This window comes from Bradyrhizobium sp. 87 (genome assembly GCF_023073015.1).
GTDB lineage: Bacteria > Pseudomonadota > Alphaproteobacteria > Rhizobiales > Xanthobacteraceae > Bradyrhizobium > Bradyrhizobium canariense_D.
Window position 1 is genome coordinate 429,897 of sequence record NZ_JADPIQ010000090.1, and the last position, 21,623, is coordinate 451,519.

The window sequence follows — 21,623 nt, forward strand, 5'->3', positions numbered from 1 at the left end:
ATATGATGACCGTAATCTTACATAGTTGGCATCTCACGGAGTCTCACCCATGGCCGAAGCCGCCGATCCCGTCGTCATCGTCTCCGCCGTCCGGACACCGCTCGGCCGCTTCATGGGCGAGCTTTCGCCGCTGGCCGCGCACAAGCTCGGATCGCACGTGATCGCCGCGGCACTGGAGCGTGCCAAGCTTGCGCCGGAGAAAATCGACGAGGTTTTCATGGGCTGCGTCCTTCCCGCCGGCCAGGGCCAGGCCCCCGCGCGCCAGGCGGCGCGGGCCGCCGGCCTACCCGATGCCACCGGCGCGACTACTGTCAACAAGGTCTGCGGCTCCGGCATGAAAGCGACCATGCTGGCGCACGACATCATTTGCGCCGGCTCGGCCGAGATCGTCGTCTCCGGCGGCATGGAAAGCATGAGCAACGCGCCGTATCTGCTCGCCAAGGCGCGTGGCGGCTATCGCGCCGGCCATGATCGCATCATCGACCATATGATGATGGACGGCCTCGAAGACGCCTACGAGACCGGCCGCTCCATGGGCGATTTCGGCGAGGCCACCGCAGAAGCCTATCAGTTCACCCGCAAGGACCAGGACGCCTTTGCGATGGAAACGCTCAGCCGCGCACGCAAGGCGGTCGAGGGCGGTGCGTTCAAGGCCGAGATCGCGCCGATCACGCTGAGTGAGAAGGCCGGCCCCCGCATCGTCGCCAATGACGAACATCCGCTCAAGGTCGATCCCGCAAAGATCCCCGGGCTGAAGCCGGCGTTCCGCGCCAACGGCACCATCACGCCGGCGGCCTCCTCCGCCAACGCCGACGGCGCCGCTGCGCTGGTTCTGACGAAGCGCTCGCTCGCCGATCGCAGCGGCCTGCCGGCTCTCGCCGTGATCAAAGGCCACACCACCCACAGCCAGGAGCCGCAATGGTTCACTACGGCCCCGATCCCGGCGATCCGCAAGCTCTTGGACAAAGTCGGCTGGAATGCCGGCGATGTCGATCTGTTCGAGATCAACGAAGCCTTCGCCGTGGTGGCGATGGCGGCCCAGCGCGATCTCGGCATTCCCCGCGACAAGCTCAACATCAACGGCGGCGCCTGCGCGCTCGGCCATCCCATCGGCGCCACCGGCGCACGGCTGATCGTGACGCTGCTGCATGCGCTCGAGGCGCGAAACCTCAAGCGTGGCGTCGCCGCGCTCTGCATCGGCGGCGGCGAAGCTACTGCGATCGCGGTAGAGCGCCTGACGCACTGACGAGAACGTCCGGAAATGAGGGAACTCCGTCATTTCCGACAGACGCGTCCCGTGCCATTCTGAAAACTTGCGCAGGCTCTCGCCTGCCCATCAAGATTGAGGCCCAATGATCTCGAACTGGCTCGCGGCAACACTCGGCCGCCGCAATATCCACTACGGCTGGGTGATGGTCGGCGTGACCTTCCTCACCGCGCTGATCAGCGCCGGCACGGTCGGCGCGCCCGGCGTTTTCATTGTTCCGCTTCAGAAGGAATTCGGCTGGAGCACAGCGGAGATCTCGTCGGCGTTGTCGATTCGCTTCATCCTGTTCGGGCTGATGGCGCCGTTCGCGGCGGCCCTGCTCAACCGCTACGGCCTGCGAAATGTCACGCTGACCGCGCAGCTCATCGTGGTCTCGGCGCTGGTGCTCTCGCTCGGCATGACGGAGGTCTGGCAGCTCGTCGCGCTGTGGGGCGTCGTGATCGGGATCGGCACCGGCATGACCGCGCTGGTGCTGGGCGCTACCATCGCGACGCGCTGGTTCGCGGCGCGGCGCGGCCTCGTCGTCGGCATCATGACCGCGAGCGTCGCCACCGGTCAGCTCGTGTTCCTGCCGCTGCTGGCAAGCCTCACCGAACGCTTCGGCTGGCGGCTTGCGCTCGGCTTCGTCTGCATCGCACTTGGTGTTTCCGCCCTCGCGGTCCTGCTCGCGATGCGCGACCGTCCGAGCGATTTGGGCCTGCGCCCGTTCGGCGACGAAGGCACCACACCCCTGCCAGCGCCGCCCATCAGCCATGGCTCGATCACCGGCGTCGCACTCGGCACGCTGCGCGAGGCCTCGAAGAGCAGCGCGTTCTGGGTCCTGTTTGCGACGTTCTTCGTCTGCGGCGCATCCACAAACGGCCTCGTGCAGGTGCATCTGATTCCGATGTGCCTCGATTTCGGCATCCCGCAGGTGCAGGCCGCGGGCTTGCTGGCTGCAATGGGCATCTTCGACTTCTTCGGCACCATCATGTCGGGATGGCTTTCGGACCGCTACGACAACCGCTATTTGCTGTTCTGGTATTACGGCCTGCGCGGGCTCTCGCTGATCTTCCTCCCCTTCAGCGATTTCTCGTTCTATGGGCTCTCGATCTTCGCGATGTTCTACGGGCTCGACTGGATTGCAACTGTGCCGCCCACGGTGCGCCTGACCGCGCAGAAATTCGGACCTGAGCGCGCCAATCTGGTGTTCGGCTGGATCTTTGCAGGCCACCAGCTCGGCGCGGGCACCGCTGCCTTCGGCGCCGGTCTCTCGCGGACGGTCTATCAGAGCTACCTGCCCGCCTTCTTCATCGCCGGCGCGCTCTGCGTGTTCGCCTCGCTGATCGTGCTGACGCTGTCGCGACAACCGAAGCCGAAGCCGCAAGCGGCGATGGCTTAGTATCTGATGGTGCCGGTGACGCCGTAAAATGCGGCGTCACCGATCCGCCCGACACGAGGCGGGTCGTCCGGGTTCGGGGTGCCGCTCGATTGCGGAAGACGTACCTGAAATAAAGCGCGACCAGCCGTCGCAGATCGAAAATCAGCAAGGCGAACCTGCCGTAACCGTCAACAGACGCCTTGCGGATGTTCATGCGTCGCAATTATGTCGGCTGGCCGCTCAGGCGAGGGACCCCCCGCGCGGGTTGACGATCGTATAGCCACGCAATGAACGCGCATGCATTCGCGTCGCGTGTCCGCCCGAGTTGGCGTCGTACGCCATCCAGGTGTCCCCTTCCAAATGCTGCTCGAGGACGAATACATGTCCACGTCGCGCTGCGACCATTCCCGGTGCGGGTGATGTCCGCGGGAAGCGCAGCCAATTGGCCGCAAGATTCAATTCCGGCACGATACGGCCGAACACGCGCAGAGCCGCGCCGCAGCCGCAGAAGGAGGAAGGACACCCTGCCGGACGACTGCCGACGATGCGGGCGCTGGAGATGCTCGTCGTCGGGGCGCCGCCCGCGTCGGTCACTGTCAATTGCGTCGCGCGATAGGCTTGTAGCGAGGACCTGGGATTCAGTGGGGACCGGGAAGTCCGCTCACGGCGCGGTTGCGCATATGAGAAGTCGCAGGGCATCGTGACGTTGCATTCAGGTACTTGATGAATGCGATAAGTCCGTGCTTCGGAAGCGACGGAGCTGAGGGCAACCAAGAGACACGCAGAAAGAACCGCCTTGAACATTGCAGGGCTCCAAATTGAAGATCCCTGCCCCGGCAATGAGAAACCAATAACAGTTTGGCTGAAATCGGCTAAAAGAACGGCCAAAAGTGGCTTCATTAGCGGGCCGATTTCTGCAGTCCTCATAGCCCAGACGTAGCGGCGGAGATAGATATTCGCAGAGAACGAACGCGTGTCGTCGCAACCGAAATGCGATCGCATGTGCACGCGCCGCTCAGCGACGGGCGTCGACCGGCCCGAGCGCGCAATTGCGCAGGGTGCCCCTCGAGCCATAAACCCGGGCAGTGATTGTTGCGCGCTTGGTCAGCCCCGAGTCGTCGCCAACCCCGCTCCTGTGGCTATCGCAAAGTCCGATTTTGCAGCGCCGAGCGCTGCGGCGAGCTCGTCGATGTGGTAGGGTTTCGACAGGATCCGGATCCCAGCCTGCTCGGCGTCGTGAACCGCGGCTTCGGCGTATCCGCTCGTCAGCAGGACCGGAATGTCGCTTCGCCTTCTTCTGATCTCGCGCGCGAGTTCGACACCGTTCATGCCGCCCGGCATCATGATATCGGAAAACACCAGATCGACGGAGCGGCCGTCCGCTAGGGCACCGAGAGCCGCCGCAGCGCTGGCCGCGCGCGTGACCTGGTAACCGAGCTGCGCAAGCATCTCGCTGACGAGCGCGGCGACCTCGTCGTCGTCTTCGACGAGGAGGATTCGGCCCTGATTGGCCTTCTTGGGCCGAGCCCTGTTCAGGTCGATGAGGTGCCGTTCACCCGAAGGGATATTCCTGGATCGCGGCAAATAGAGCTCGATGCTGGTGCCCTCGTCGACGATCGATTTTATTCGAACCATCCCGCGTGATTGCGTCGCAAATCCGTGGACCTGAGCAAGCCCCAGGCCCGAGCCTTTCCCCACATCCTTGGTCGTGAAGAACGGTTCGAAGACCCGCGCCAGGATCTCGGGGCTCATTCCAACACCCCTGTCGACCACGGATAGGCGAACGTAATCGCCCGCGATCTCGTTCTCGTTCAGGCCGGCCAGGTTCTCGCCACGGACAACGATCGTACCGCCGTTCGGCATCGCATCGCGGGCGTTGACCGCCAGATTGAGAATGACCAGTTCGAGCTCTCCCGGATCGACCTCAACCGGCCAAAGCCCCTCCGGAAAATCGAACTCGACGTGAACGTCGCCTCTCAGGCTCCGATCGAGCAATTCGCGCATGCCGCCGATCTGCGCGGGGATGTCGACGGCCTCGGGCCGGAGCTTCTGCCGCCGTGAAAAAGCCAGAAGCTGCCTGGTCAGGCCCGCACCACGCTGCGCCGCCTGAACCATTCCTTCCAACAGCCGACGCCGCCGATCAGGATCGGTCTGTCGGTCGAGCATGTCCAATCCACCGGAGATCACCATCAGCAGATTATTGAAATCGTGAGCTACTCCGCCGGTCAATTGCCCAATGGCCTCGATCTTCTGGGCCTGACGAAGGGTCTCCTCGACGCGGGCGCGCTCTTCCATTTCGGCCCGCAGATGCTTGTTGGCCTCCTCGAGGGCACGGGTGCGCTCGACCACGAGCTTCTCGAGCTCCTGGGCCGTCCGCTCGCGCGCCTGCAGCAAGGTCCGAATCTCATATTGCCGCCGGCGGGCCCGCATTGCGGATTGAATTGCGCTCGTCAGCGTGATCGGCTGAACCGGGCGCTCGAGCAGCGAAACGTTGCGGAGTGTATCGACGATGCTGCGGCGCCAGGCAACCACCGCCGGCTGCTCCCGGTGGCTGGTAAGAATGACAAAGGGCAGGTCGGACCAGGGCGGCTGCCGCTCGATCCAATGTGCCAGCGGCTGGGTATCCTTTCCGAACAAGCCCTCCTCGGCGAGAAGCACCGCGCCCACGCCAGCCGACATCTCGTTGACCAGTTCAGGCAGACCTCGACAATTGATTGCCACGAGATTCGAACTGCGGAGAAGCTCGACCGATGCCGGTCCATCGCGGCCAATCGGAGCAAACACGAGGACGCAATGATCGCGGTCGGCGCTCATTCCGACAGCCCCTCCGGTATCTCCGTGCCCGAGTAACGCGGATTCCCGGAAAAGATGCCGCTGAATCCGGTCAGCGGAGGACCGACCGTAATGCCGGCACTGCCAAGACGAAACTCGCGGATGGAATTTTCATGATTGCCGCTGCGCTTCTTCACGACCGAGAGGGCGCGCCGCACCGTTCCGCCGACCTCGAAATAGCGCAGCATGAGCACGGCATCGCTCAAATAGCTGATATCGAGAGCCGTTTCCATCGGACCGACCAGCCCGTGCTGAGCGAGGATCAGGACGGTCAGCACGCCTTTCTGCCCGAGATAGCTCAGGAGCTCGTGCATCTGGAGGATGAGAAATCGCTCATCCGGCATTGCGTTGAGGTAGCCGTTCAGACTGTCGATGACAACAATTCGGGCGTTGTCCTTTTCGACGCTGTTGCGCACATTGGCGGCGAATTCGCCGGGGGACATTTCGGCGGGATCGATCTGTTTAAATCGGATGAGTCCCGATTGCAGATGGCTTTCAAGCGGCAGGCCCAGCGTTCGAGCCCGGGCCTCCACTGTACCGCGACCTTCATCGAAGGCAAAGAACACCGCATGCTCACCGCGATCTGCCGCCGCGATCGCATAGGTCAGCGCGAGAGACGACTTGCCGACACCGGCGGCGCCCAAGAGCAGCGCACTGGTGCCGCGCTCGAGCCCTCCTCCCAGGAGCTGGTCGAGTTGTGCATTGCCGCTGGGCGTCAATTCACCGATAAACGAGGTGTGATGTTCCGCCGCCACCAGACGGGGGAATATCCGCACCCCTCCCGCTTCGATCGTGAAATCGTGGAAACCGCCGCGAAATCGAATGCCGCGCATCTTAATCACGCGAAGCCGCCGGCGCTCTGCCCCATAATCAATGGCGAGCTGTTCGAGCATCACGACGCCATGCGCGATCGAATGGAGTTGCAGATCGTCCTGGGAGGACGAGAGATCGTCGAGGAGGATGACCGTGCAGTTGCGGTTGGTGAAAAAGTGCTTCAGGGCCAGAACCTGGCGCCGGTACCGCAGCGGGTTCTGCGCAAGGAGGCGGAGCTCGGACAGGCTGTCCAGCACCACGCGCGCGGGATTGATCCGTTCGACCTCCTTGAATATCAGGCCCGTGGTTTCGCTCAGCTCCATTTCGGCGGGGTGAAAGACGGTGAGCTCGCGCTCCGGATCGAGCGTCGTCTCGGGCGGCACCAGTTCGAAGATGTCGACCCCTTCCAGCGACCAGCCGTGCCGCTGTGCAACCAGCGTCAGCTCACGCTTGGTCTCCGACAAGGAGATATAGAGCACGCGTTCACCGCAACGGGCGCCCTCGAGAAGGAATTGCAGCGCCATCGTGGTCTTGCCCGAGCCGGGCCGGCCCTCGTAGAGGTACATGCGATTGGGATCGAGCCCGCCGTAGAGGATATCGTCGAGACCGTCACTGCCGGTCGAAATCCTAGGCAACTCTCCGGGATCGCTGGTTTGCGCCCGGCTTGATGAATTGATCATTGAACCCCCGTGAAGCTCCATCGCCGACAGTGCGCTCCGGCCCCGAGATGGGACGCGCGGTCAGCGGCCCGTCTCAGTCGTAAGGCGAAATCTGGCAAAGAACGCCGAAGCCGGGTTCCAAGTTCCGCCTAAGCACGCATGTCCGCCAGACCGTCGGCCGCGGAACCGTTCTCGCCCACCATTTCAGCTTTTGCGGTATCACTAGCGGTCCTGGACGGTCAGCGTCGACAAGGCGGTTCGCCAGCCCGAAAAGCCGCGCCGGCTCACTGCATCATCGCGGCCGCGATCTTCTCCGCCGACATCAGGACCGGAAAATTGGTGTTGGCGCACGGCACCACCGGGAAGATCGAGGCATCGACGACGCGCAGGCCCTGCACGCCCTTGACGCGCCCCTCTGGATCGACCACCGCCATCGGATCATCGGTCCGGCCCATGCGGCACGAGCAGGAGGCGTGCCACACGCCGATCGTGGCCTTGCGCACGAAGGCTTCCAGCGCCTCGTCATCGTTGATGACGTCGTCGAAGGTGAAGCCCTCGACCACGAAATTGTCGATCATGTAGTGGCGCAGCGCCGCCGGCCCGTCCATCAGGGCCGCGGCGATCTTGGTCAGAATCCGATTCTTGGTGTTGACCACGCCGATCTTGCGCACACGGTCGGTATAGGAGGCCGGGAACGGCTTGTCCGTCACGGCCCTGACCACGTCGCTCATCTGCACGGCCGCCATCTTGCGGAAACCGCTCATCAGGCGATCAAGGTCGCGCCGGTCGGACAACAGGTTGAATTCGACGATCGGCTCGACTGCCGGGTCGCGCGAGGCAAGCTTGACCTGTCCGGTCTCCGAATAGGTCTTGTTGACGAATGTCAGGAGCGATCCGATTTGCTCACCGACGGCGTGCCAGGCCGATTTGCTGAGCAGCACGACGAACATGTCGCCTTTCGGTACGCCTTCGAGCCCGGACGAGTAACGCAGGCCAAGCTGCATGTGGCGCCTGGTGTGCTCGTTCATCCGCGCGCCGCGGCGGACAAAGGACGACAGCGAGATCGAGGGATGATCCATCAGGCGTTGGCCGACGCCCTGCAGCCCCATCAACACGGGAATGCCCATATCCCTGAGGTGACCGACCGGGCCGATGCCGGCGCGCAACAGATGCGCCGGCGAATGGATGGCGCCGCTGGAGAGAATGATCTCGCGGGCGCGGAATTCCTGCTCCCGCCCGTCGACCACCGCCTTCACCCCGACGCACCGCGTGCCTTCGAACAGCAATTCCCTGACTTGCGTGTTGGTGGAGATCGTGAGGTTGGCGCGCTTGCGCGTGTCGCGATCGAGATAGCCCATGGCAGCCGAGACGCGTTGCTCGGCCTGGTTCGAGTGCGTCACCGGGAAAAACCCGTCGACGAACTCGCCATTCTGGTCCGGCAGGAACTGATGTCCGGCCTGCTGGAAGGCCTGCGCGAACGCCTGCGAATGCCGCGTCCAGTGCTCCCTGGGGATTCGGCGGACCGGGATGCGGCCGTCCTTGCCGTGGTAGGGACCGTCGAAATCGAGGTCGCGCTCGACCTTCTTGAAGAAGGGCAGCACATCATTCCAGCTCCACCCCGCAGCGCCGCGCGCTTCCCATTCGTCGTAATCGGTCGGCGCGCCGCGGTTGGCCATCTGGCCGTTGATCGAGGAGCCGCCGCCGAGCACGCGAGCCTGCTCGTATTTGCGCAGGGGTGGGCGCCCTTCATCCGGATTGTTGTGGCTGACGATCTGGGTCGTGACCTTGAGCTCGGTCCAGTGGAAGCGCGGATCGAAATAGGCCGTACCCGGATAGCTGTCCTTGATCTCGGCCGGCTCGTCTCCGGGCGGTGTGTCCTGTCCGGCCTCGCAGAGCAGGACCTTGTTGGCGCTCCTCGCGGAGAGCCGGTGGGCCAGCACGGACCCCGCCGAGCCGCCGCCCACGATAATGAAGTCATACACGATTGGCGCTTCCTCTTGTTCTTGCCCGGGAAGCGTAGCGCGTTATTGTTTTGAGGTCACGTCATCGCTGCCGCGCAAAGCGCGAGGACAACGCCGTCGACGCCAAGGGCACCGCCCGGCGGCTGGCATCCGCCGTCCGGTCAGCAGGTGACGAGGGAGCGAACCGAGGAGGCTTTACGGCTTCCTCACGAAGCCCGCGCGCAACCGCTCGGCAAACCAGACTACAAAAATCGAAGCGAACGACAGGCAGAAAAATATGGCCGTCCAAAGCAGCGCGTTACCCGCATTTGTCATGACGTCTCTCCCTCGTTTCAAACGAGACGCTTGCAGACAATCGGACGCGACGTGTTGCGATAGATCAATTTTGCCCAACTGCAATTAGGCTGAGATCGGCATCAGCAGCTCGCAGTGACGGCTGAGGCTACGGCCTGATCGAAAAATTCTCCGGCGGCCCCGGCTTTCGCAATGGCTCCGCGAGCCGCGCGAACTCGCACAGCAGCGACCGCGTCTTCCTGGGATCGATGATCTCCTCCACCCAGAATTTTTCGGCGGAGCGGAACGGCGAGCGCAGCTTGTTGAGGCGGTCCTCGATCTCTTTCAGTTTCTCCGCCTTGTCCTCGGCCGCGTCGATATCCGCGCGGTAGGCGGCTTCGATGCCGCCTTCGAGCGGGAGCGAGCCCCAATAGGCCGACGGCCAGGCGTAGCGGATCGAGAAGCGGTCGGCGGGCTGATGCACCACGCCGGCGACGCCGAAGGCATTGCGCAGGATCACCGTGCACCAGGGCACCGTGGTCTGGTTGACCGCGGTCATGGCGCGAACGCCATGGCGGATGGTGCCCGCCTTCTCCGCATCGAGGCCGATCATGAAGCCGGGGCAGTCCATGAGATAGACGATCGGCAAATGGAAGGTCTCGGCGAAGTCGACCCAGCGCACCACCTTCTGGCAGGCATCCGCCGTCCAGGAGCCGCCATAGTGAAAGCTGTCGCTGGCAAGCACCATCACCGCCCTGCCCTCGAGCCGCGCGAGGCCGACAATGATCGGCTTGCCGAAATTTTTGGCGACCTCGAAGAACGAGCCCTTGTCCACGACCTGCTCGACGATCGGCCGTATCTTGTAGACCTGCTTGCGGTTGCGTGGCACCGCGCTCATCAGCGCCTCTTCTGTGCGCTCCGGATTGTCAGTGCAGGGCAAGGTCGGTGGTAGCTCGTAGACCGACGACGGCAGATAGGACAGGAATCGCCGGGCGCAGGCAAACGCCTCCTCCTCGGTGTCGAGGGCATGATCGACCGCGCCGGCGCGGGTCTGGATGTCGGCGCCGCCGAGCTCTTCCTTCGAGAGGTCCTGCCCCAGCGCCTTCACCACCGGCGGACCTGCGACGAACATCGCGGACTTCCGGGTCATGATGGAATAGTGGCTGGCGGCAAGACGCGCGGCACCGAGCCCTGCGACCGAGCCGAGGCCGAGCGCGACCACGGGCACGCGCGACAAATTCTCGGTGGTGAAGCGATACCAGCGTGTGCCGCCGATGCCGCCCGGCAAGTTCGCCGCGCCCTTGGTCTCGATAGTCTTGACCGAGCCGCCGCCGCCGGAGCCTTCGATGATGCGGACGATGGGCAGGCGGAGATCATGCGCCATCTCCTCCGCCATCAGCGGTTTTGCGGAGATGGACGCGTCCGCCGAGCCGCCGCGCACGGTGAAATCGTCGCCGACCACGACGACGGTGCGGCCTTCGATGCGCGCGCGGCCGAACACGCAGTTCGCCGGCGTCAATTTCTGCAACTCGCCGCTGGAATCGTATTCACCGAGGCCGGAGACGGCACCGATCTCGTGAAAGCTGCCCTTGTCGCTCAGTCTGTCGATACGCTCCCGAACAGTCAGTCGGCCCTGGTCATGCTGACGCTTGACCTTGTCAACGCCGCCCATCTCCCGCGCGAAGGCTTCGCGCCGGGCGAGCTCGTCGAGTTCCGGCTTCCAGTTCATTCACTCCCTCCGAATTGATCGGCTTGTTATTGTTGTGCACGGCCATGGCGACCGGTTTACGCGGGATGCGGGCGTTGAAGACGTCGCCTTCCGCGCCCTCCATCAGGCTGCCGAGCGAACGGCCGAGCGCGAGCATCAGCGGCGCGACCTCGGCATGCAGGCGCTCTTCGTCGTACATCGCCGACAGAAGTCCGATCGTGATGACGACGAAGGTCTGGTATTGCGGCGACCAGATCGGCACCGCGAGCCCGTTGATATGCGGGCTCCACAGGCCGCAGGCCACGACATAGCCGCGCTCATGCAGCGACTGCCGGTTGGCCTCGATGCGGGGCCGCAGGATTTTCGCAGCCTCGGGAGCTTCCCGCTCCATGTCCGCGATGAAGGCATCGCCGACCTCGGGCGCCAATGCCGCAGTGTAGGCTGCGCCTGCAGCGGTCGAGGCCATCGAGATGCGGCTGCCGGTGCCCTCGTGCAGCCCGAGTGCCGAGGCCGAACGCGCGAACTGGAGATAGACCAGATGGAAGCGATCGGGGACCACGAAGCCGACGGTGCCCGGCAGTTGCTCGGCGAGTTCCTGGAGCCGCTGGCGAATCATGCTGCGCAGCTGCGCGCCCTTCATCATCGAGGCGCTCATCGCCACCGCGCTCGGCCCGATGCGATATTTCTGATCGCGCGGCAGATAAACCAGTTGCCCCATCCGCGTCAGCGTGTGCGTCAACCGCGACACCGTGGAGCGCGGCAGGCCGCAGCGATTTGAAATTTCGAGATTGCCAAGCCTGGCCTCGTGGCCTTCGAAGCACCGCAACACGTCGAACGCGCGCGACACCACCTGGATGACATCACCCTCACCGGCTTCGCCAGCGAGCGCACCTTGTCTACTCAACCGCTCCGAACGTCGTCCCATGATCCCTACCGCTTGTTCCGCTGTGCGGAATTAAATTCCGCTTGCAGAAGAAACTACCTCAGGCATTTTGCGACCACAACAAAAAGGCGATGGCATGCCAGAAATTAAGATCGTCACGGAGATCGCCGGACGCGTCTGCGCAACTCCCGTGCAAGTTGGAGGAACCGTTGCAGATGGCGATGAGATTGTGGTGGTCGAAGCGATGAAGATGGAGATACCGGTGCTTTCGCCTGTGAGCGGCGAGATCACATCGCTTCTGGTGAAGCTCGACGACGTCGTTACCGAAAGACAGGCGATCGCAATCGTCGCAAGCTGACTGCATTCTCCGTCGTTTTCCGCGACATTCTGTCAGCCTCATTGCTGTGTTCGCGGTACGGCGTTGCCATCGCCTGACCGCGATGACATGATCTCTCAAACAAAACCTGTTTCAAACAAAGAAAGAAATCGTCGCGGCAAACGCGAGGATCATTGGAGGGAAACATGCGTCGTGGGCTGATCATGCTCGCGCCTGCCGTGGTGGCAGGCCTTTCTTTTGTGTCTACACGCTATGCATTCGCCGACGACATCAAGCTGCCGGCAACATTGACGTTCACCGCCTATGACACCGGTACCGCCGGCTTCAACATCGCGGTCGGCGTCGGCAAGATGATGAAGGACAAATACTCGACCGACGTGCGCGTGCTCCCCGCAGGCAACGATGTCGCGCGTCTGGCGCCGCTGCGCGCCAAGCGCGCGGTCTCCGCGGCGATGGGATCGGGGACCTATTTCGCGCAGGAGGGCGTGTTCGAGTTCGGCTCCAGGGAATGGGGCCCGCAGCCGCTCCAGATCCTGCTCTCGAGCGTTGATTGCAATTGCGGTTCGCTCGGCGTGGCCGCGGATACAGGGGTGAAGGAGCTGAAGGACCTCAAGGGAAAGCGCGTCGGCTTCGTCGTCGGCTCGCCGGCACTGAACCAGAACTCGCTCGCGGTGCTCGCCTTCGCCGGCCTGACGCAGAAGGACGTCAAGATCGTCGAGTTCGCAAGCTACGGCGCGATGTGGAAGGGCTTGATCAACAACGACACCGATGCGGCCTTCGGCACCACCATCACCGGTCCCGCCAAGGAAGCCGAGACTTCGCCGCGCGGGCTGGTCTGGCCGCCGCTGCCCGCCAAGGACAAGGAAGGTTGGGCACGGATGCAGAAGGTCGGCTCGTTCTTCTTCCCGCAGACCGCGACCTGCGGCGCCGGTATCTCGCCGGACAAGCCGATCGAGCTCGGCAACTATCCCTATCCGATCTTCGTCGCCTACGCCTCGCAAGCCCCCGAGCAGGTCTATGCGATCACCAAGGCGATGATCGTGAACTACGATTCCTACAAGGACTCCGCGCCCGGCGCCGGCGGGCTTGCGGCCGATCGCCAGACCAAGAACTGGGTGGTGCCGGTGCATCCCGGCGCGGTGAAGGCTTTGAAGGAGGCCGGGCAATGGAACGACGCACAGGAGGCGCACAACAACGGACTGATCAAGCGGCAAGAGGTGCTTGGCGCCGCGTGGACCGACTACGGAAAATCCAATCCGCCTGCGGATGATAAGGCGTTCCTCGACGCCTGGATGAAGGCGCGTGCTGCGGCGCTTGCGAAGGCCGACATGCCGAACGGGTTCGAGGATTAGTTCACAGCGTTAATTGTCCACGCCCGAGGTCGATCATGTCGTCTGCTTCAGTCTCCACCCCCTCCCAGGACGGGGCCAAGCGGATCGTGTTCGACGATCCGCATGGCGCCGCCGCCAACATGCAGGAAGCGGAAGTTACGCGCGTGCGAAGCTTGCGTGGCGCGTGGCGCTGGCTGCTCGTCCTCGCGACCGCCGCGACCATCCTGCTCTGCATCAACCAGCAATTCTCGCTGCGCTTCTTCGTCGGCTACACCCAGCTCAACACGGAATACTTCTACCTCCTGATCGCCCTGATGCTGCCGTTCACGTTCCTGATCTTCCCGGGGACCCCGCGCGCGTCGCTCGATCGGATTCCCTGGTATGACCTTCTCTGCTTCGTCGTGACCTTTGCCGCCGCGCTGCTGTTGATGTCGAACGTCCGCAAGGCCGCCGAGGCCGGCTGGGAATTCGGCGGCGCGCCGAACAGCGTGATCGCAGCCGGTCTCGTGATGTGGGTGATGTTGATGGAGGCGCTGCGCCGCACCGGCGGCTGGAGCCTGCTACTGAGCGTGCTTCCCTTCACCGTCTATCCGCTGTTCGCGGAATCCAGCTGGCTCGGGCCGTTCCGCGGCACGCAGTCGACGCTGGAGCAGGCGACCGCCTATCACGTGCTGTCGGGCGAGAGCCTGCTCGGCATTCCCATCCAGGCGTTTGCCGACACCGTGATCGGCTTCCTGGTGTTCGGCACCGCGTTGATGATGACCGGCGCCGGAAAGTTCTTCATCAATCTCGCCTTCGCGCTGTGTGGCACGTTCCGCGGCGGCGCGGCCAAGGTGTGCATCTTCGCCAGCGGCCTGCTCGGCATGATGTCAGGCTCGATCATCTCCAACGTGCTGACCGCCGGCACCATGACCATTCCGGTGATGAAGAAGAGCGGCTTTCGCGCCTCCTATGCGGGCGCGATCGAGGCTTGTGCCTCGACCGGCGCGGTGCTGGCGCCGCCGGTGATGGGCGCGACCGCCTTCGTAATCGCGCAGTTCCTCAATGTCAGCTACGCCGATGTCGCGATCGCGGCCATCATTCCCGCCGCGCTCTATTATATCGGCCTGTTCATGCAGGTCGATTCCTACGCCGCACGACACGGGCTGAAGGGCATTCCGCGCGCGGAGCTGCCGCGGGTCATGGATACGATCAAGGATGGCTGGTACTACGTCTTCGTCATCGCCCTTCTGATCGTGATGCTGCTCTACTTCAAGCGCGAGAGCCATGCGCCATTCTACGCCACCGCATTGCTTCTTGTGCTCAACCAGCTGTTCTCGAAGGACACGCGCTGGACTGTCGCGACCATCGGCAAATTCCTCGAGGTCAACGGCCGCACCTTCGTCGAGCTTGTCGGCATCCTCGCCGGGTGCGGCCTGCTGATCGGCGCCTTCTCGATGACCGGCGTGGTGTCGAGCCTCGCCAACGACCTGCTGCATATCGCCGGCGACAATCCGTTCCTGCTGCTCGGCATGTGCGCCCTGACTAGCCTGATTCTCGGGCTCGGCCTGACCACGACGGCCTGCTACATCTTCCTCGCCATCCTGGTCGCACCCGCGCTGGAGAAGCTCGGGCTGAACAAGATGGCCGTGCACATGTTCATTTTCTACTGGGGCATGCTGTCGTCGATCACCCCGCCGGTCGCGATTGCATCATTCGCAGCGGCAGGTATTGCCGGCTCGCCGGCGATGAAGACGGGCTGGGAATCGATGTGGGTCGGCAGCATCATCTATTTCATCCCGTTCTTCTTCGTGCTCAATCCCGCGCTGGTGCTGCAGGGGCCGAGCCCCTATCTGGCCGGTCTCGGCTTGATGGCGCTCGCGGCGTTCGGCACGCTGTTCATCTGCGGCGGCATCCAGGGCTACCAGCCCTTCGTCGGCGATCTCCGCGGCGCCGGTGCGCTGGAGTGGCCCATCCGCGTGCTGCTGGTGATCGGCGGTTTCGTGGTGGCCACCCCCGGCGGCGGCATCATGCCGCTGTCGCAGATGCAGGTGACGCTGCTCGGCCTCGCCATCCTGATCCCCACGATTTTGCTCGCCCTGCTGCTGGTCCGGCGGCAGACCGTGGTGCCGGACGGGTTGCGCGTGCCCTGATTGCGTTGCACAAAGAGAGGCAATGAAACCGCTTTCGCCTCTCGCTACCGCCTGGACCCGCTCGAAGCCGCCTTTGCTGCGGTTTCTGGACAATTGCCTCAACGAATTCTCGGCAGAGACCTCGGGCGCGGTCGCCGACTACATTCCCGAGCTCGGCAAGGCCGATCCTGCCTGTTTCGGCATCAGCCTCGCGACCCTGGACGGTCATGTCTACGAGGTCGGCGACTCCAGGGCGCCCTTCACCATCCAGTCGATGTCAAAGCCGTTCGTGTTCGCGCTGGCGCTGGACCTGCTCGGCGCAAACAGGGTGGAGAGCGCAATCGGCGTCGAGCCCTCCGGCGATCCTTTCAACTCGATCCGGCTCAACTCGGAGAATCATCCATTCAACCCGATGGTCAATGCCGGCGCGATCGCCTGCACCGGGCTGATCCACGACAGCAAGGGTCCGGACGCCTTCGAGCAAATTCGCCTCGCGCTCAGTCGTTTTGCCGGCCGCGACCTCGCCGTCGACGAGGCCGTCTACGCTTCCGAAAGCCAGACCGGCGACCGCAACCGCGCCATCGGCTATCTCCTCAAGACCAATGCGGTGATCTCGGACAATGTCGCGGCCGTACTCGACGTCTATTTCCGGCAATGCGCGGTGCTGGTCACCGCGCGCGACATCGCCGTGATGGCGGCAACGCTCGCCAACCGTGGCGTCAACCCGGTTACCGGCGAGCAGGTGCTGACGCCTTACGCGATCTCGCGCACGCTGTCGGTGATGACGTCGTCGGGCATGTACGACTATGCCGGCGAATGGATCTACCGGATCGGCATCCCCGCCAAGAGTGGCGTCGGCGGCGGAATTCTCGCCGCACTCCCCGCCCGCCTCGGGCTCGGCAGCTATTCGCCAAGGCTCGACAAGCACGGCAACAGCGTGCGCGGCATCAAGGTCTGCGAGGCGCTGTCCTCGCATTACGATCTGCATATGCTCAACCGCAGCGACGACGCACGCAACGCCGTCATCGCCGATTACGACATCGGCAAGAGCCCGTCGCGGCGCGTGCGCCGCCCGCAGGAGCGCGATATTCTCGCAGCCCACGAGCAGGAGGTGCGGATCATCGAGCTGGTCGGCACGCTGTCGCTGTCGGCGGTCGACTATGTCTCACGCCGGCTTGCGGGCCGGCCGCGGCCGCAATTCGTGATTTTCGATCTCCACCGCGTCACCTCCACCACACGCGCCGGGGCGCGGCTGGTGGCTGAAGCGTTCGAGGAGCTGGCGGCGCTGAATGTCACCGTCGTCCTGTCAGGCGTCAGGCGCGCCTCCAAAGAATGGGACAGCCTGCGGGAGTGGACCGCGGAGCTGAAGAACGTCCGCGACTTCTATGTGCTCGACACCGCGACCGAATGGGCCGAAGACCAGATCGTCTACCGCTATGGCGGCTCGATCGATTTTCACGAGACCACCGAGCTTTCCGAGCAGCCGCTGCTCGCAGGCCTCAGCGCGGAAGAGCTGACCGACCTCGCCTCGATCTGCACGATCCGGATCTATCAGTCTGGCGCGAAAATCCTCACCACTGGCGCCGCAGCCGATTCCCTGTTCTTCCTGCGCAGCGGCGCGGTGCATGTCACCCTGCCCGACGGAGTGCGGCTCGCAACACTCACCGCCGGCATGGCGTTCGGCGAGATGGCCCTGATCGAGACCACCCGCTCCGCGGACGTGTTCGCGGATATGGCTGCGACCGCGTTCGAGGCGCCTCTGAAAGCGTTCGAGCGCTTCCGCAAGCAGCACCCGCACGCCAGCGAACGCATCATGCGCAATCTTGCGCAGCTTCTGGCCGAGCGCCTGATCGTCGCCAACGCCAAAGTGGATATCTTGACCTCCACCTGAGCGGCCTAGCGGCTCGCCGCCTCGCTGATCCGCCGCTTGATCTTGGCGGCACTGGTCTTGAGCAGCTCCGATGGCTGCTGGCCGGTCGCCACGCAGAGGCAGGCCCAGTAATAGATGACATCGCCGAGCTCTTCGACGAGGCCCGCCTGGTCGAGCCAGTCATCGCGGAGCAGCTTCTTGATATGGTCGGCGACTTCGCCGGACTCGCCGGCGAGGCCGAGCCCGAGATAGGACAGCCGTTCGTTCGACGGACGCTCATCGACTTTCGCAATCGTTGCAGCCCAGGCGGCATATTCATCGATCGTCATGAGCATCCCTCACAGCAATTGCTCGATCAGCCGACCACTTCGGTGACCGGCTGAAGGTCGATCTCGAAGGTCTCCAGAAACTTTGACGTCATGATGTAGAATCCGACCGAGAGCTGCAGTTCAACCAGTGCGGCCGGCGTCAGCTTCGATGAGATCGCCTTGAAGGTCGCATCCGTCGGCTTGTTCAGCTTGACGATCTCGTCGGTGAAGGCGAGCGCGGCGCGCTGCACTTCATTGAAACAGTTCGCGGCCTGCCAGTTCTCGAGCGCCTCGTTCTGCTCGTCGGTGACGCCGACATTCTTGCCGATGCGCTTGTGCGCGACGATCTCATACGGCGCCTCGCACAAAATGCCGGTGCGGGTGATCGCGAGTTCGCGCACGATCGGATCGAGCTCGCCCTTGTGGCGGATGGCGCCGCCGAGCCGGCAGTACTGCTCGAAATAGCTCGGCGAATGCGACATCATCCGGAAGATGTTGGCATTGCGGTTCTTGTCGAGGATCTCCCGGGTGCGGTCGGATGCCTTGGACGGGTCGCTGTAGTTGATGCGGGCCATGATTTTCCTGAAGTTTTTCCCTAAGCCTTTGATGCTTTTTGTCGTTAGCGGCGAAATTTCCACGAAACTGTATTCTTGCGCGTCCGCAGGAGCAACAACATCGAGTCAAAATGCCGCCGCATTGCTGAACGACCTTGGGACAGTCGATATTCGCCGCGTGGGGACTTGATCGCGGCGGATACTCGCAAGGGGTGTTCCGAGTAAAAACAATTGGCCGTTGGGCGCTAACCGCGCATCGATGAGTCACGCCCAAGTCTAGGGAGAAAATGGAATGAAGGAAGCCACCAAGGGGGCGGCCTCGGAAGCGTTCGCGCATATGCTAGCGGTGATGGCGATGCTCGTCATCGCCAGCATCCTGTTCTACGGGCGCTAGTTAAGAGTCGGGTGAGAGCTTTCGTCATTCCGGGGTGGCCCTCGCACAGGCCAGGCCCAGAATTCCCGTTCCAGGCTCGGTCTCTCAGGACCGCCCCCGAATGACGGATCCCACCGCTCGCGTTGCCGCAATAGCCCGGATGGGGCGCGCAATCCGGGAAAGTCTATCGGTGAGGCGAAAACCCGGATTTCGGTCCGCTCCATCCGGGCCACATTGGAGCATCCAAATTTCACTATCTGTCTTTGGCGAAGAACGGCACCAGCTTGCCGGCGAACAGTTTGAAGCTCGCACTGACCTCATCGCCGATGGCGAGATCATTCTCACCATGCGCCATCATGCGAAAACCCTCGGCGCAATCGACCAGCAGGATGTTGTAGGGCACGTACGCGCGCGTCTCGGGCGTGGCGGCGCGGCAGACCAGCGACGTCGCGTAGATCCTGCCCTTGCCGCTGGCGCACTGCTCGCGCGGATCGGACGCGCCGCAGGCCGCGCAGAAGGCGCGACGAATATACTGCACATGGCCGCATGCGGTGCAGGTCTGATAAATGACGGCCTGTTCGCCCTTGGTCCAGTCGGCTAGACGCTCGCTCATCGCACCCGCTCCAGGAACATGCTGACGTGGGACGACAGCACGCCGCCATCGCCGTGCAGCAGCGCGATCGAGGCGTCGCGCACCTGACGATTCGCCGCCCGCCCCGTCATCTGGAGATGCGTTTCCACCAGATGCGCCATGGCGCCACCGACGCCGCAATGACCGTAGCTCAGCAGGCCGCCATGGGTGTTCAGCGGCATCGCTCCATTGCGGCTGAAATGGCCGGCGCGCACGCGCGCGGCTGCCTCGCCCCGGCCAGCAAGGCCAAGATCTTCCAGCAGCATCGCGAGCGTGATCGTAAAGCTGTCGTAGATCGCCGCGTAGCGCACGTCGGAAATCGCGAGGCCGGTGGCCTCCCTGGCGCGGGCGACGGAGATCTCGGCGCCGAGCTCGCTCAGGGCGGGCGCTGCAGTGACGTGCTGATGGGTATGAGCCTGGGCACACCCGCGAATGCGCACGCCGGCCTCTCCGGTCCGCTCGCGGCTGACGACGAAGGCGGCACCGCCGTCGGACACCGGGCAGCAATCGAGCAGCTTCAGCGGCATCGCCACCGGCTTCGAGGCCATGACGTCAGCGACCTCGATGGGATCCTGGAATTGCGCACCAGGATGAGTGCAGGCGTGGGTGCGCATCAGCACCGCGAATTCGGCGAGGTCTTCTTCCGTCACGCCGTACTCGTGCATGTATCTGTTAGCGACGAGGCCGTAATAGGCGGGGATGGTCGGGCCGAGCGGCAGTTCGTAGTCGGGATGGCCGACCTGCGCCAGCGCTTGGATCGAGGCGTCGCGGCTCTGTCCAGTGAGGCGGTTCTCGCCGGCCACGACGAGCACATTGCGGGCGACGCCCGCTTCGACGAGATGATGGGCGAGCATGGTCATCGCGAGCCCGGTCGCGCCACCGACCTGGACGGCATGGGCGTAACTGGGGCGGATGCCAAAATGCTCGGCAAAAACGGTCGCCAACATGATGTGCGGCGAGACGGTGGAGTAGCCGCAGAGGATGCCGTCGATCTCGGCACGCTTGAGCCCGGCATCGTCGAGCGCAGCCTGCGCGGCCTTGCTCATCAGCTCCAGCGAGGACGAGTCTTCGTGCTTGCCGAAAGGCGTGAGACCGACGCCGGTGATGAAGCTCATGGGCGCACCAGTGCATCGTCATTCCGGGGCGGCGAACGGGTGACGCCATCGCGGACCATGGCGTCGATCTCGTCGGCGGAATAGCCGATCTCGCGCAGGATTTCCGCGCCGTGCTCGTTGAGCTGCGGCGCGAGCCGCACCGGTTCGGCTTCGGTTTCGGACCAGGTGGCCGTCACCCTCATGCTCCGGATCGGCCCTTCAGTTGGATGGTTCACCACTGGGAAAAAGCCGGTCGCCTCCAGATGCTCATCGTGCAGCATCGACGCGAGGTCGTGCATGGGCATCACCGGCACGTCGGCCTTGGTGAGCAGGTCGATCCATTCCGCGGTGCTGCGCGTCTCGAAGATGCGCGCGAGCTCGGCATAGACGACGTCGATATTGGCGGCGCGGCCGGCGAATGTCGCGAACATCGCGTCGGCGCGCAGGTCGTCGCGTCCCGTCGCCTTAAAGAAGTTCTCCCACTGCTTGTCGTTGTAGACGATGACGCTGAGATAACCGTCCGATGTCTTGTAGGGCCGGCGGTCGCGCGAGAGGTGGCGGGCGTAACCGCCCTTGTCGAGCGGGGGCTCATAGGTCAATCCGCCCATGTGGTCGCCCATGACGAAGCCGGCCATGGTCTCGAACATCGGGATGTCGACGCGCTGGCCGCGGCCGGTGCGGTCGCGGTGCACGAGGCTGGCGCAGATCGCGCCCACGGCAGTCAAGCCTACGATGCGATCGACCAGTGCGTTCGGCACATAGCGCGGCACACCGTCACCGGTCTGCGCCATCAAGGCGGGCAGCGCGGTGGCGCCCTGGATCAGATCGTCATAGGCCGGTTTTGCAGCATAGGGCCCGTCCTGGCCGAAGCCGAACACGCCGGCATAGACCAGCCGCGGATTGATTTTGGAAACAACGTCATAGCCGAGTTGAAGCCGCGCCATCGCCTGCGGGCGGACGTTGTAGACGAGAACGTCGGCGTCTTTCAGCAAGCGGAGCACGGCCTCGCGGCCGGCGGGCTTCTTCAGGTCAAGGCAGATCGAGCGCTTGCTACGGTTGGTGTTGAGAAACACCGGGCCCATGCCTGCGTGCCGCATCGGGCCGATCAGGCGGGTGACGTCGCCGTCCAGAGACTCCACCTTGATGACGTCTGCGCCGTAATCGCCGAGCATCTGGGTCGCATAGGGGCCCATCAGCACGGTGGTCATGTCGACGACCTTGATGCCCTTCAGCGGCCCCATCGTTCGCTCCCGATTGC

General features: G+C 63.8%; 18 protein-coding genes. 7 read left to right on the plus strand and 11 right to left on the minus strand.

Features of this window, described 5'->3' with window-relative positions:
• Positions 1 to 49: 49 nt before the first annotated feature.
• Both IVB50_RS24810 and IVB50_RS24815 read left to right on the plus strand, forming a co-directional pair.
• Positions 50 to 1,246, plus strand: coding sequence for an acetyl-CoA C-acyltransferase (locus IVB50_RS24810; protein ID WP_247297538.1), 1,197 nt, complete (start codon positions 50 to 52; stop codon positions 1,244 to 1,246).
• 106 nt (positions 1,247 to 1,352) lie between these two features.
• Positions 1,353 to 2,648 carry an MFS transporter gene (locus IVB50_RS24815; protein ID WP_085352817.1) on the plus strand — a complete coding sequence of 432 codons (1,296 nt, stop codon included), beginning with the start codon at positions 1,353 to 1,355 and terminating at the stop codon, positions 2,646 to 2,648.
• A 219-nt stretch (positions 2,649 to 2,867) separates the two neighbouring features.
• On the opposite strand, the gene IVB50_RS24820 is transcribed toward IVB50_RS24815, so the two are convergent.
• From IVB50_RS24820 to IVB50_RS24845, 6 genes are all read right to left on the minus strand, one after another.
• Positions 2,868 to 3,629: a hypothetical protein gene (locus IVB50_RS24820; RefSeq protein ID WP_317244448.1), complete on the minus strand. Its 762-nt coding sequence runs from the start codon at positions 3,627 to 3,629 to the stop codon at positions 2,868 to 2,870.
• Positions 3,630 to 3,731: 102 nt separating this feature from the next.
• On the minus strand, positions 3,732 to 5,441 hold the full coding sequence (locus IVB50_RS24825) for a response regulator (RefSeq protein WP_085352815.1): 1,710 nt from the start codon (positions 5,439 to 5,441) through the stop codon (positions 3,732 to 3,734).
• The gene (locus IVB50_RS24830; protein WP_085352814.1) at positions 5,438 to 6,952 is read right to left on the minus strand and encodes an ATPase domain-containing protein; all 1,515 of its coding nucleotides are present in this window, start codon (positions 6,950 to 6,952) and stop codon (positions 5,438 to 5,440) included. Before IVB50_RS24830 ends, IVB50_RS24825 begins: the two co-directional genes overlap by 4 nt.
• A 263-nt stretch (positions 6,953 to 7,215) precedes the next feature.
• Complete coding sequence (locus IVB50_RS24835) at positions 7,216 to 8,913, minus strand: GMC oxidoreductase (RefSeq protein WP_085395913.1); 1,698 nt, start codon at positions 8,911 to 8,913, stop codon at positions 7,216 to 7,218.
• Positions 8,914 to 9,334: 421 nt separating this feature from the next.
• Positions 9,335 to 10,894, minus strand: a complete 1,560-nt coding sequence (locus tag IVB50_RS24840) for a carboxyl transferase domain-containing protein (protein ID WP_247297539.1) — start codon at positions 10,892 to 10,894, stop codon at positions 9,335 to 9,337.
• The gene (locus IVB50_RS24845) at positions 10,824 to 11,798 is read right to left on the minus strand and encodes a helix-turn-helix domain-containing protein (RefSeq protein ID WP_085395911.1); all 975 of its coding nucleotides are present in this window, start codon (positions 11,796 to 11,798) and stop codon (positions 10,824 to 10,826) included. The genes IVB50_RS24840 and IVB50_RS24845 overlap by 71 nt, the downstream gene beginning before the upstream one ends.
• Positions 11,799 to 11,892: 94 nt before the next feature.
• Here IVB50_RS24845 and IVB50_RS24850 point away from each other — a divergent pair, with 94 nt between their 5' ends.
• From IVB50_RS24850 to glsA, 4 genes are all read left to right on the plus strand, one after another.
• Entirely contained in the window at positions 11,893 to 12,114 is a 222-nt protein-coding gene (locus IVB50_RS24850; protein ID WP_247297541.1) for an acetyl-CoA carboxylase biotin carboxyl carrier protein subunit, read from the plus strand.
• 164 nt (positions 12,115 to 12,278) lie between these two features.
• Positions 12,279 to 13,445, plus strand: a complete 1,167-nt coding sequence (locus IVB50_RS24855; protein ID WP_018459232.1) for a TAXI family TRAP transporter solute-binding subunit — start codon at positions 12,279 to 12,281, stop codon at positions 13,443 to 13,445.
• Positions 13,446 to 13,480: 35 nt separating this feature from the next.
• Positions 13,481 to 15,556, plus strand: coding sequence for a TRAP transporter permease (locus IVB50_RS24860; protein WP_204510945.1), 2,076 nt, complete (start codon positions 13,481 to 13,483; stop codon positions 15,554 to 15,556).
• A gap of 22 nt (positions 15,557 to 15,578) precedes the next feature.
• A complete protein-coding gene (gene glsA / locus IVB50_RS24865; protein WP_247297542.1) occupies positions 15,579 to 17,426 on the plus strand; it encodes a glutaminase A in 1,848 nt (615 codons plus the stop codon).
• Positions 17,427 to 17,431: 5 nt separating this feature from the next.
• Here the strand turns inward: glsA and IVB50_RS24870 are convergent, their stop codons facing one another.
• Both IVB50_RS24870 and IVB50_RS24875 read right to left on the minus strand, forming a co-directional pair.
• Positions 17,432 to 17,734: a nucleoside triphosphate pyrophosphohydrolase family protein gene (locus IVB50_RS24870; protein ID WP_026233761.1), complete on the minus strand. Its 303-nt coding sequence runs from the start codon at positions 17,732 to 17,734 to the stop codon at positions 17,432 to 17,434.
• A 26-nt stretch (positions 17,735 to 17,760) separates the two neighbouring features.
• On the minus strand, positions 17,761 to 18,288 hold the full coding sequence (locus IVB50_RS24875) for a carboxymuconolactone decarboxylase family protein (protein WP_085352807.1): 528 nt from the start codon (positions 18,286 to 18,288) through the stop codon (positions 17,761 to 17,763).
• On the opposite strand from IVB50_RS24875, the gene IVB50_RS24880 reads away from it, so the two are divergent.
• A complete protein-coding gene (locus IVB50_RS24880; protein WP_158091581.1) occupies positions 18,287 to 18,457 on the plus strand; it encodes a hypothetical protein in 171 nt (56 codons plus the stop codon). The genes IVB50_RS24875 and IVB50_RS24880 overlap by 2 nt on opposite strands.
• A gap of 436 nt (positions 18,458 to 18,893) precedes the next feature.
• Here IVB50_RS24880 and IVB50_RS24885 read toward each other — a convergent pair whose 3' ends face one another.
• The 3 genes from IVB50_RS24885 to IVB50_RS24895 are packed head-to-tail and all read right to left on the minus strand — an operon-like array spanning position 18,894 to position 21,606.
• Positions 18,894 to 19,253, minus strand: a complete 360-nt coding sequence (locus tag IVB50_RS24885; protein WP_247297544.1) for an OB-fold domain-containing protein — start codon at positions 19,251 to 19,253, stop codon at positions 18,894 to 18,896.
• Positions 19,250 to 20,386, minus strand: a complete 1,137-nt coding sequence (locus IVB50_RS24890) for a thiolase family protein (RefSeq protein WP_247297547.1) — start codon at positions 20,384 to 20,386, stop codon at positions 19,250 to 19,252. Before IVB50_RS24890 ends, IVB50_RS24885 begins: the two co-directional genes overlap by 4 nt.
• Complete coding sequence (locus IVB50_RS24895) at positions 20,383 to 21,606, minus strand: CoA transferase (RefSeq protein WP_247297549.1); 1,224 nt, start codon at positions 21,604 to 21,606, stop codon at positions 20,383 to 20,385. Before IVB50_RS24895 ends, IVB50_RS24890 begins: the two co-directional genes overlap by 4 nt.
• Positions 21,607 to 21,623: the final 17 nt, after the last annotated feature.

Excerpts from the sequence above, each read along its gene's own strand:
- IVB50_RS24810 (WP_247297538.1), top strand. The coding sequence starts at position 50 with ATGGCCGAAGCCGCCGATCCCGTCGTCATCGTCTCCGCCGTCCGGACA.
- IVB50_RS24815 (WP_085352817.1), top strand. The coding sequence starts at position 1,353 with ATGATCTCGAACTGGCTCGCGGCAACACTCGGCCGCCGCAATATCCAC.
- IVB50_RS24820 (WP_317244448.1), bottom strand. The coding sequence starts at position 3,629 with ATGCGATCGCATTTCGGTTGCGACGACACGCGTTCGTTCTCTGCGAAT.
- IVB50_RS24825 (WP_085352815.1), bottom strand. The coding sequence starts at position 5,441 with ATGAGCGCCGACCGCGATCATTGCGTCCTCGTGTTTGCTCCGATTGGC.
- IVB50_RS24830 (WP_085352814.1), bottom strand. The coding sequence starts at position 6,952 with ATGATCAATTCATCAAGCCGGGCGCAAACCAGCGATCCCGGAGAGTTG.
- IVB50_RS24840 (WP_247297539.1), bottom strand. The coding sequence starts at position 10,894 with ATGAACTGGAAGCCGGAACTCGACGAGCTCGCCCGGCGCGAAGCCTTC.
- IVB50_RS24845 (WP_085395911.1), bottom strand. The coding sequence starts at position 11,798 with ATGGGACGACGTTCGGAGCGGTTGAGTAGACAAGGTGCGCTCGCTGGC.
- IVB50_RS24850 (WP_247297541.1), top strand. The coding sequence starts at position 11,893 with ATGCCAGAAATTAAGATCGTCACGGAGATCGCCGGACGCGTCTGCGCA.
- IVB50_RS24855 (WP_018459232.1), top strand. The coding sequence starts at position 12,279 with ATGCGTCGTGGGCTGATCATGCTCGCGCCTGCCGTGGTGGCAGGCCTT.
- IVB50_RS24860 (WP_204510945.1), top strand. The coding sequence starts at position 13,481 with ATGTCGTCTGCTTCAGTCTCCACCCCCTCCCAGGACGGGGCCAAGCGG.
- glsA (WP_247297542.1), top strand. The coding sequence starts at position 15,579 with ATGAAACCGCTTTCGCCTCTCGCTACCGCCTGGACCCGCTCGAAGCCG.
- IVB50_RS24870 (WP_026233761.1), bottom strand. The coding sequence starts at position 17,734 with ATGACGATCGATGAATATGCCGCCTGGGCTGCAACGATTGCGAAAGTC.
- IVB50_RS24880 (WP_158091581.1), top strand. The coding sequence starts at position 18,287 with ATGATTTTCCTGAAGTTTTTCCCTAAGCCTTTGATGCTTTTTGTCGTT.
- IVB50_RS24875 (WP_085352807.1), bottom strand. The coding sequence starts at position 18,288 with ATGGCCCGCATCAACTACAGCGACCCGTCCAAGGCATCCGACCGCACC.
- IVB50_RS24885 (WP_247297544.1), bottom strand. The coding sequence starts at position 19,253 with ATGAGCGAGCGTCTAGCCGACTGGACCAAGGGCGAACAGGCCGTCATT.
- IVB50_RS24890 (WP_247297547.1), bottom strand. The coding sequence starts at position 20,386 with ATGAGCTTCATCACCGGCGTCGGTCTCACGCCTTTCGGCAAGCACGAA.
- IVB50_RS24895 (WP_247297549.1), bottom strand. The coding sequence starts at position 21,606 with ATGGGGCCGCTGAAGGGCATCAAGGTCGTCGACATGACCACCGTGCTG.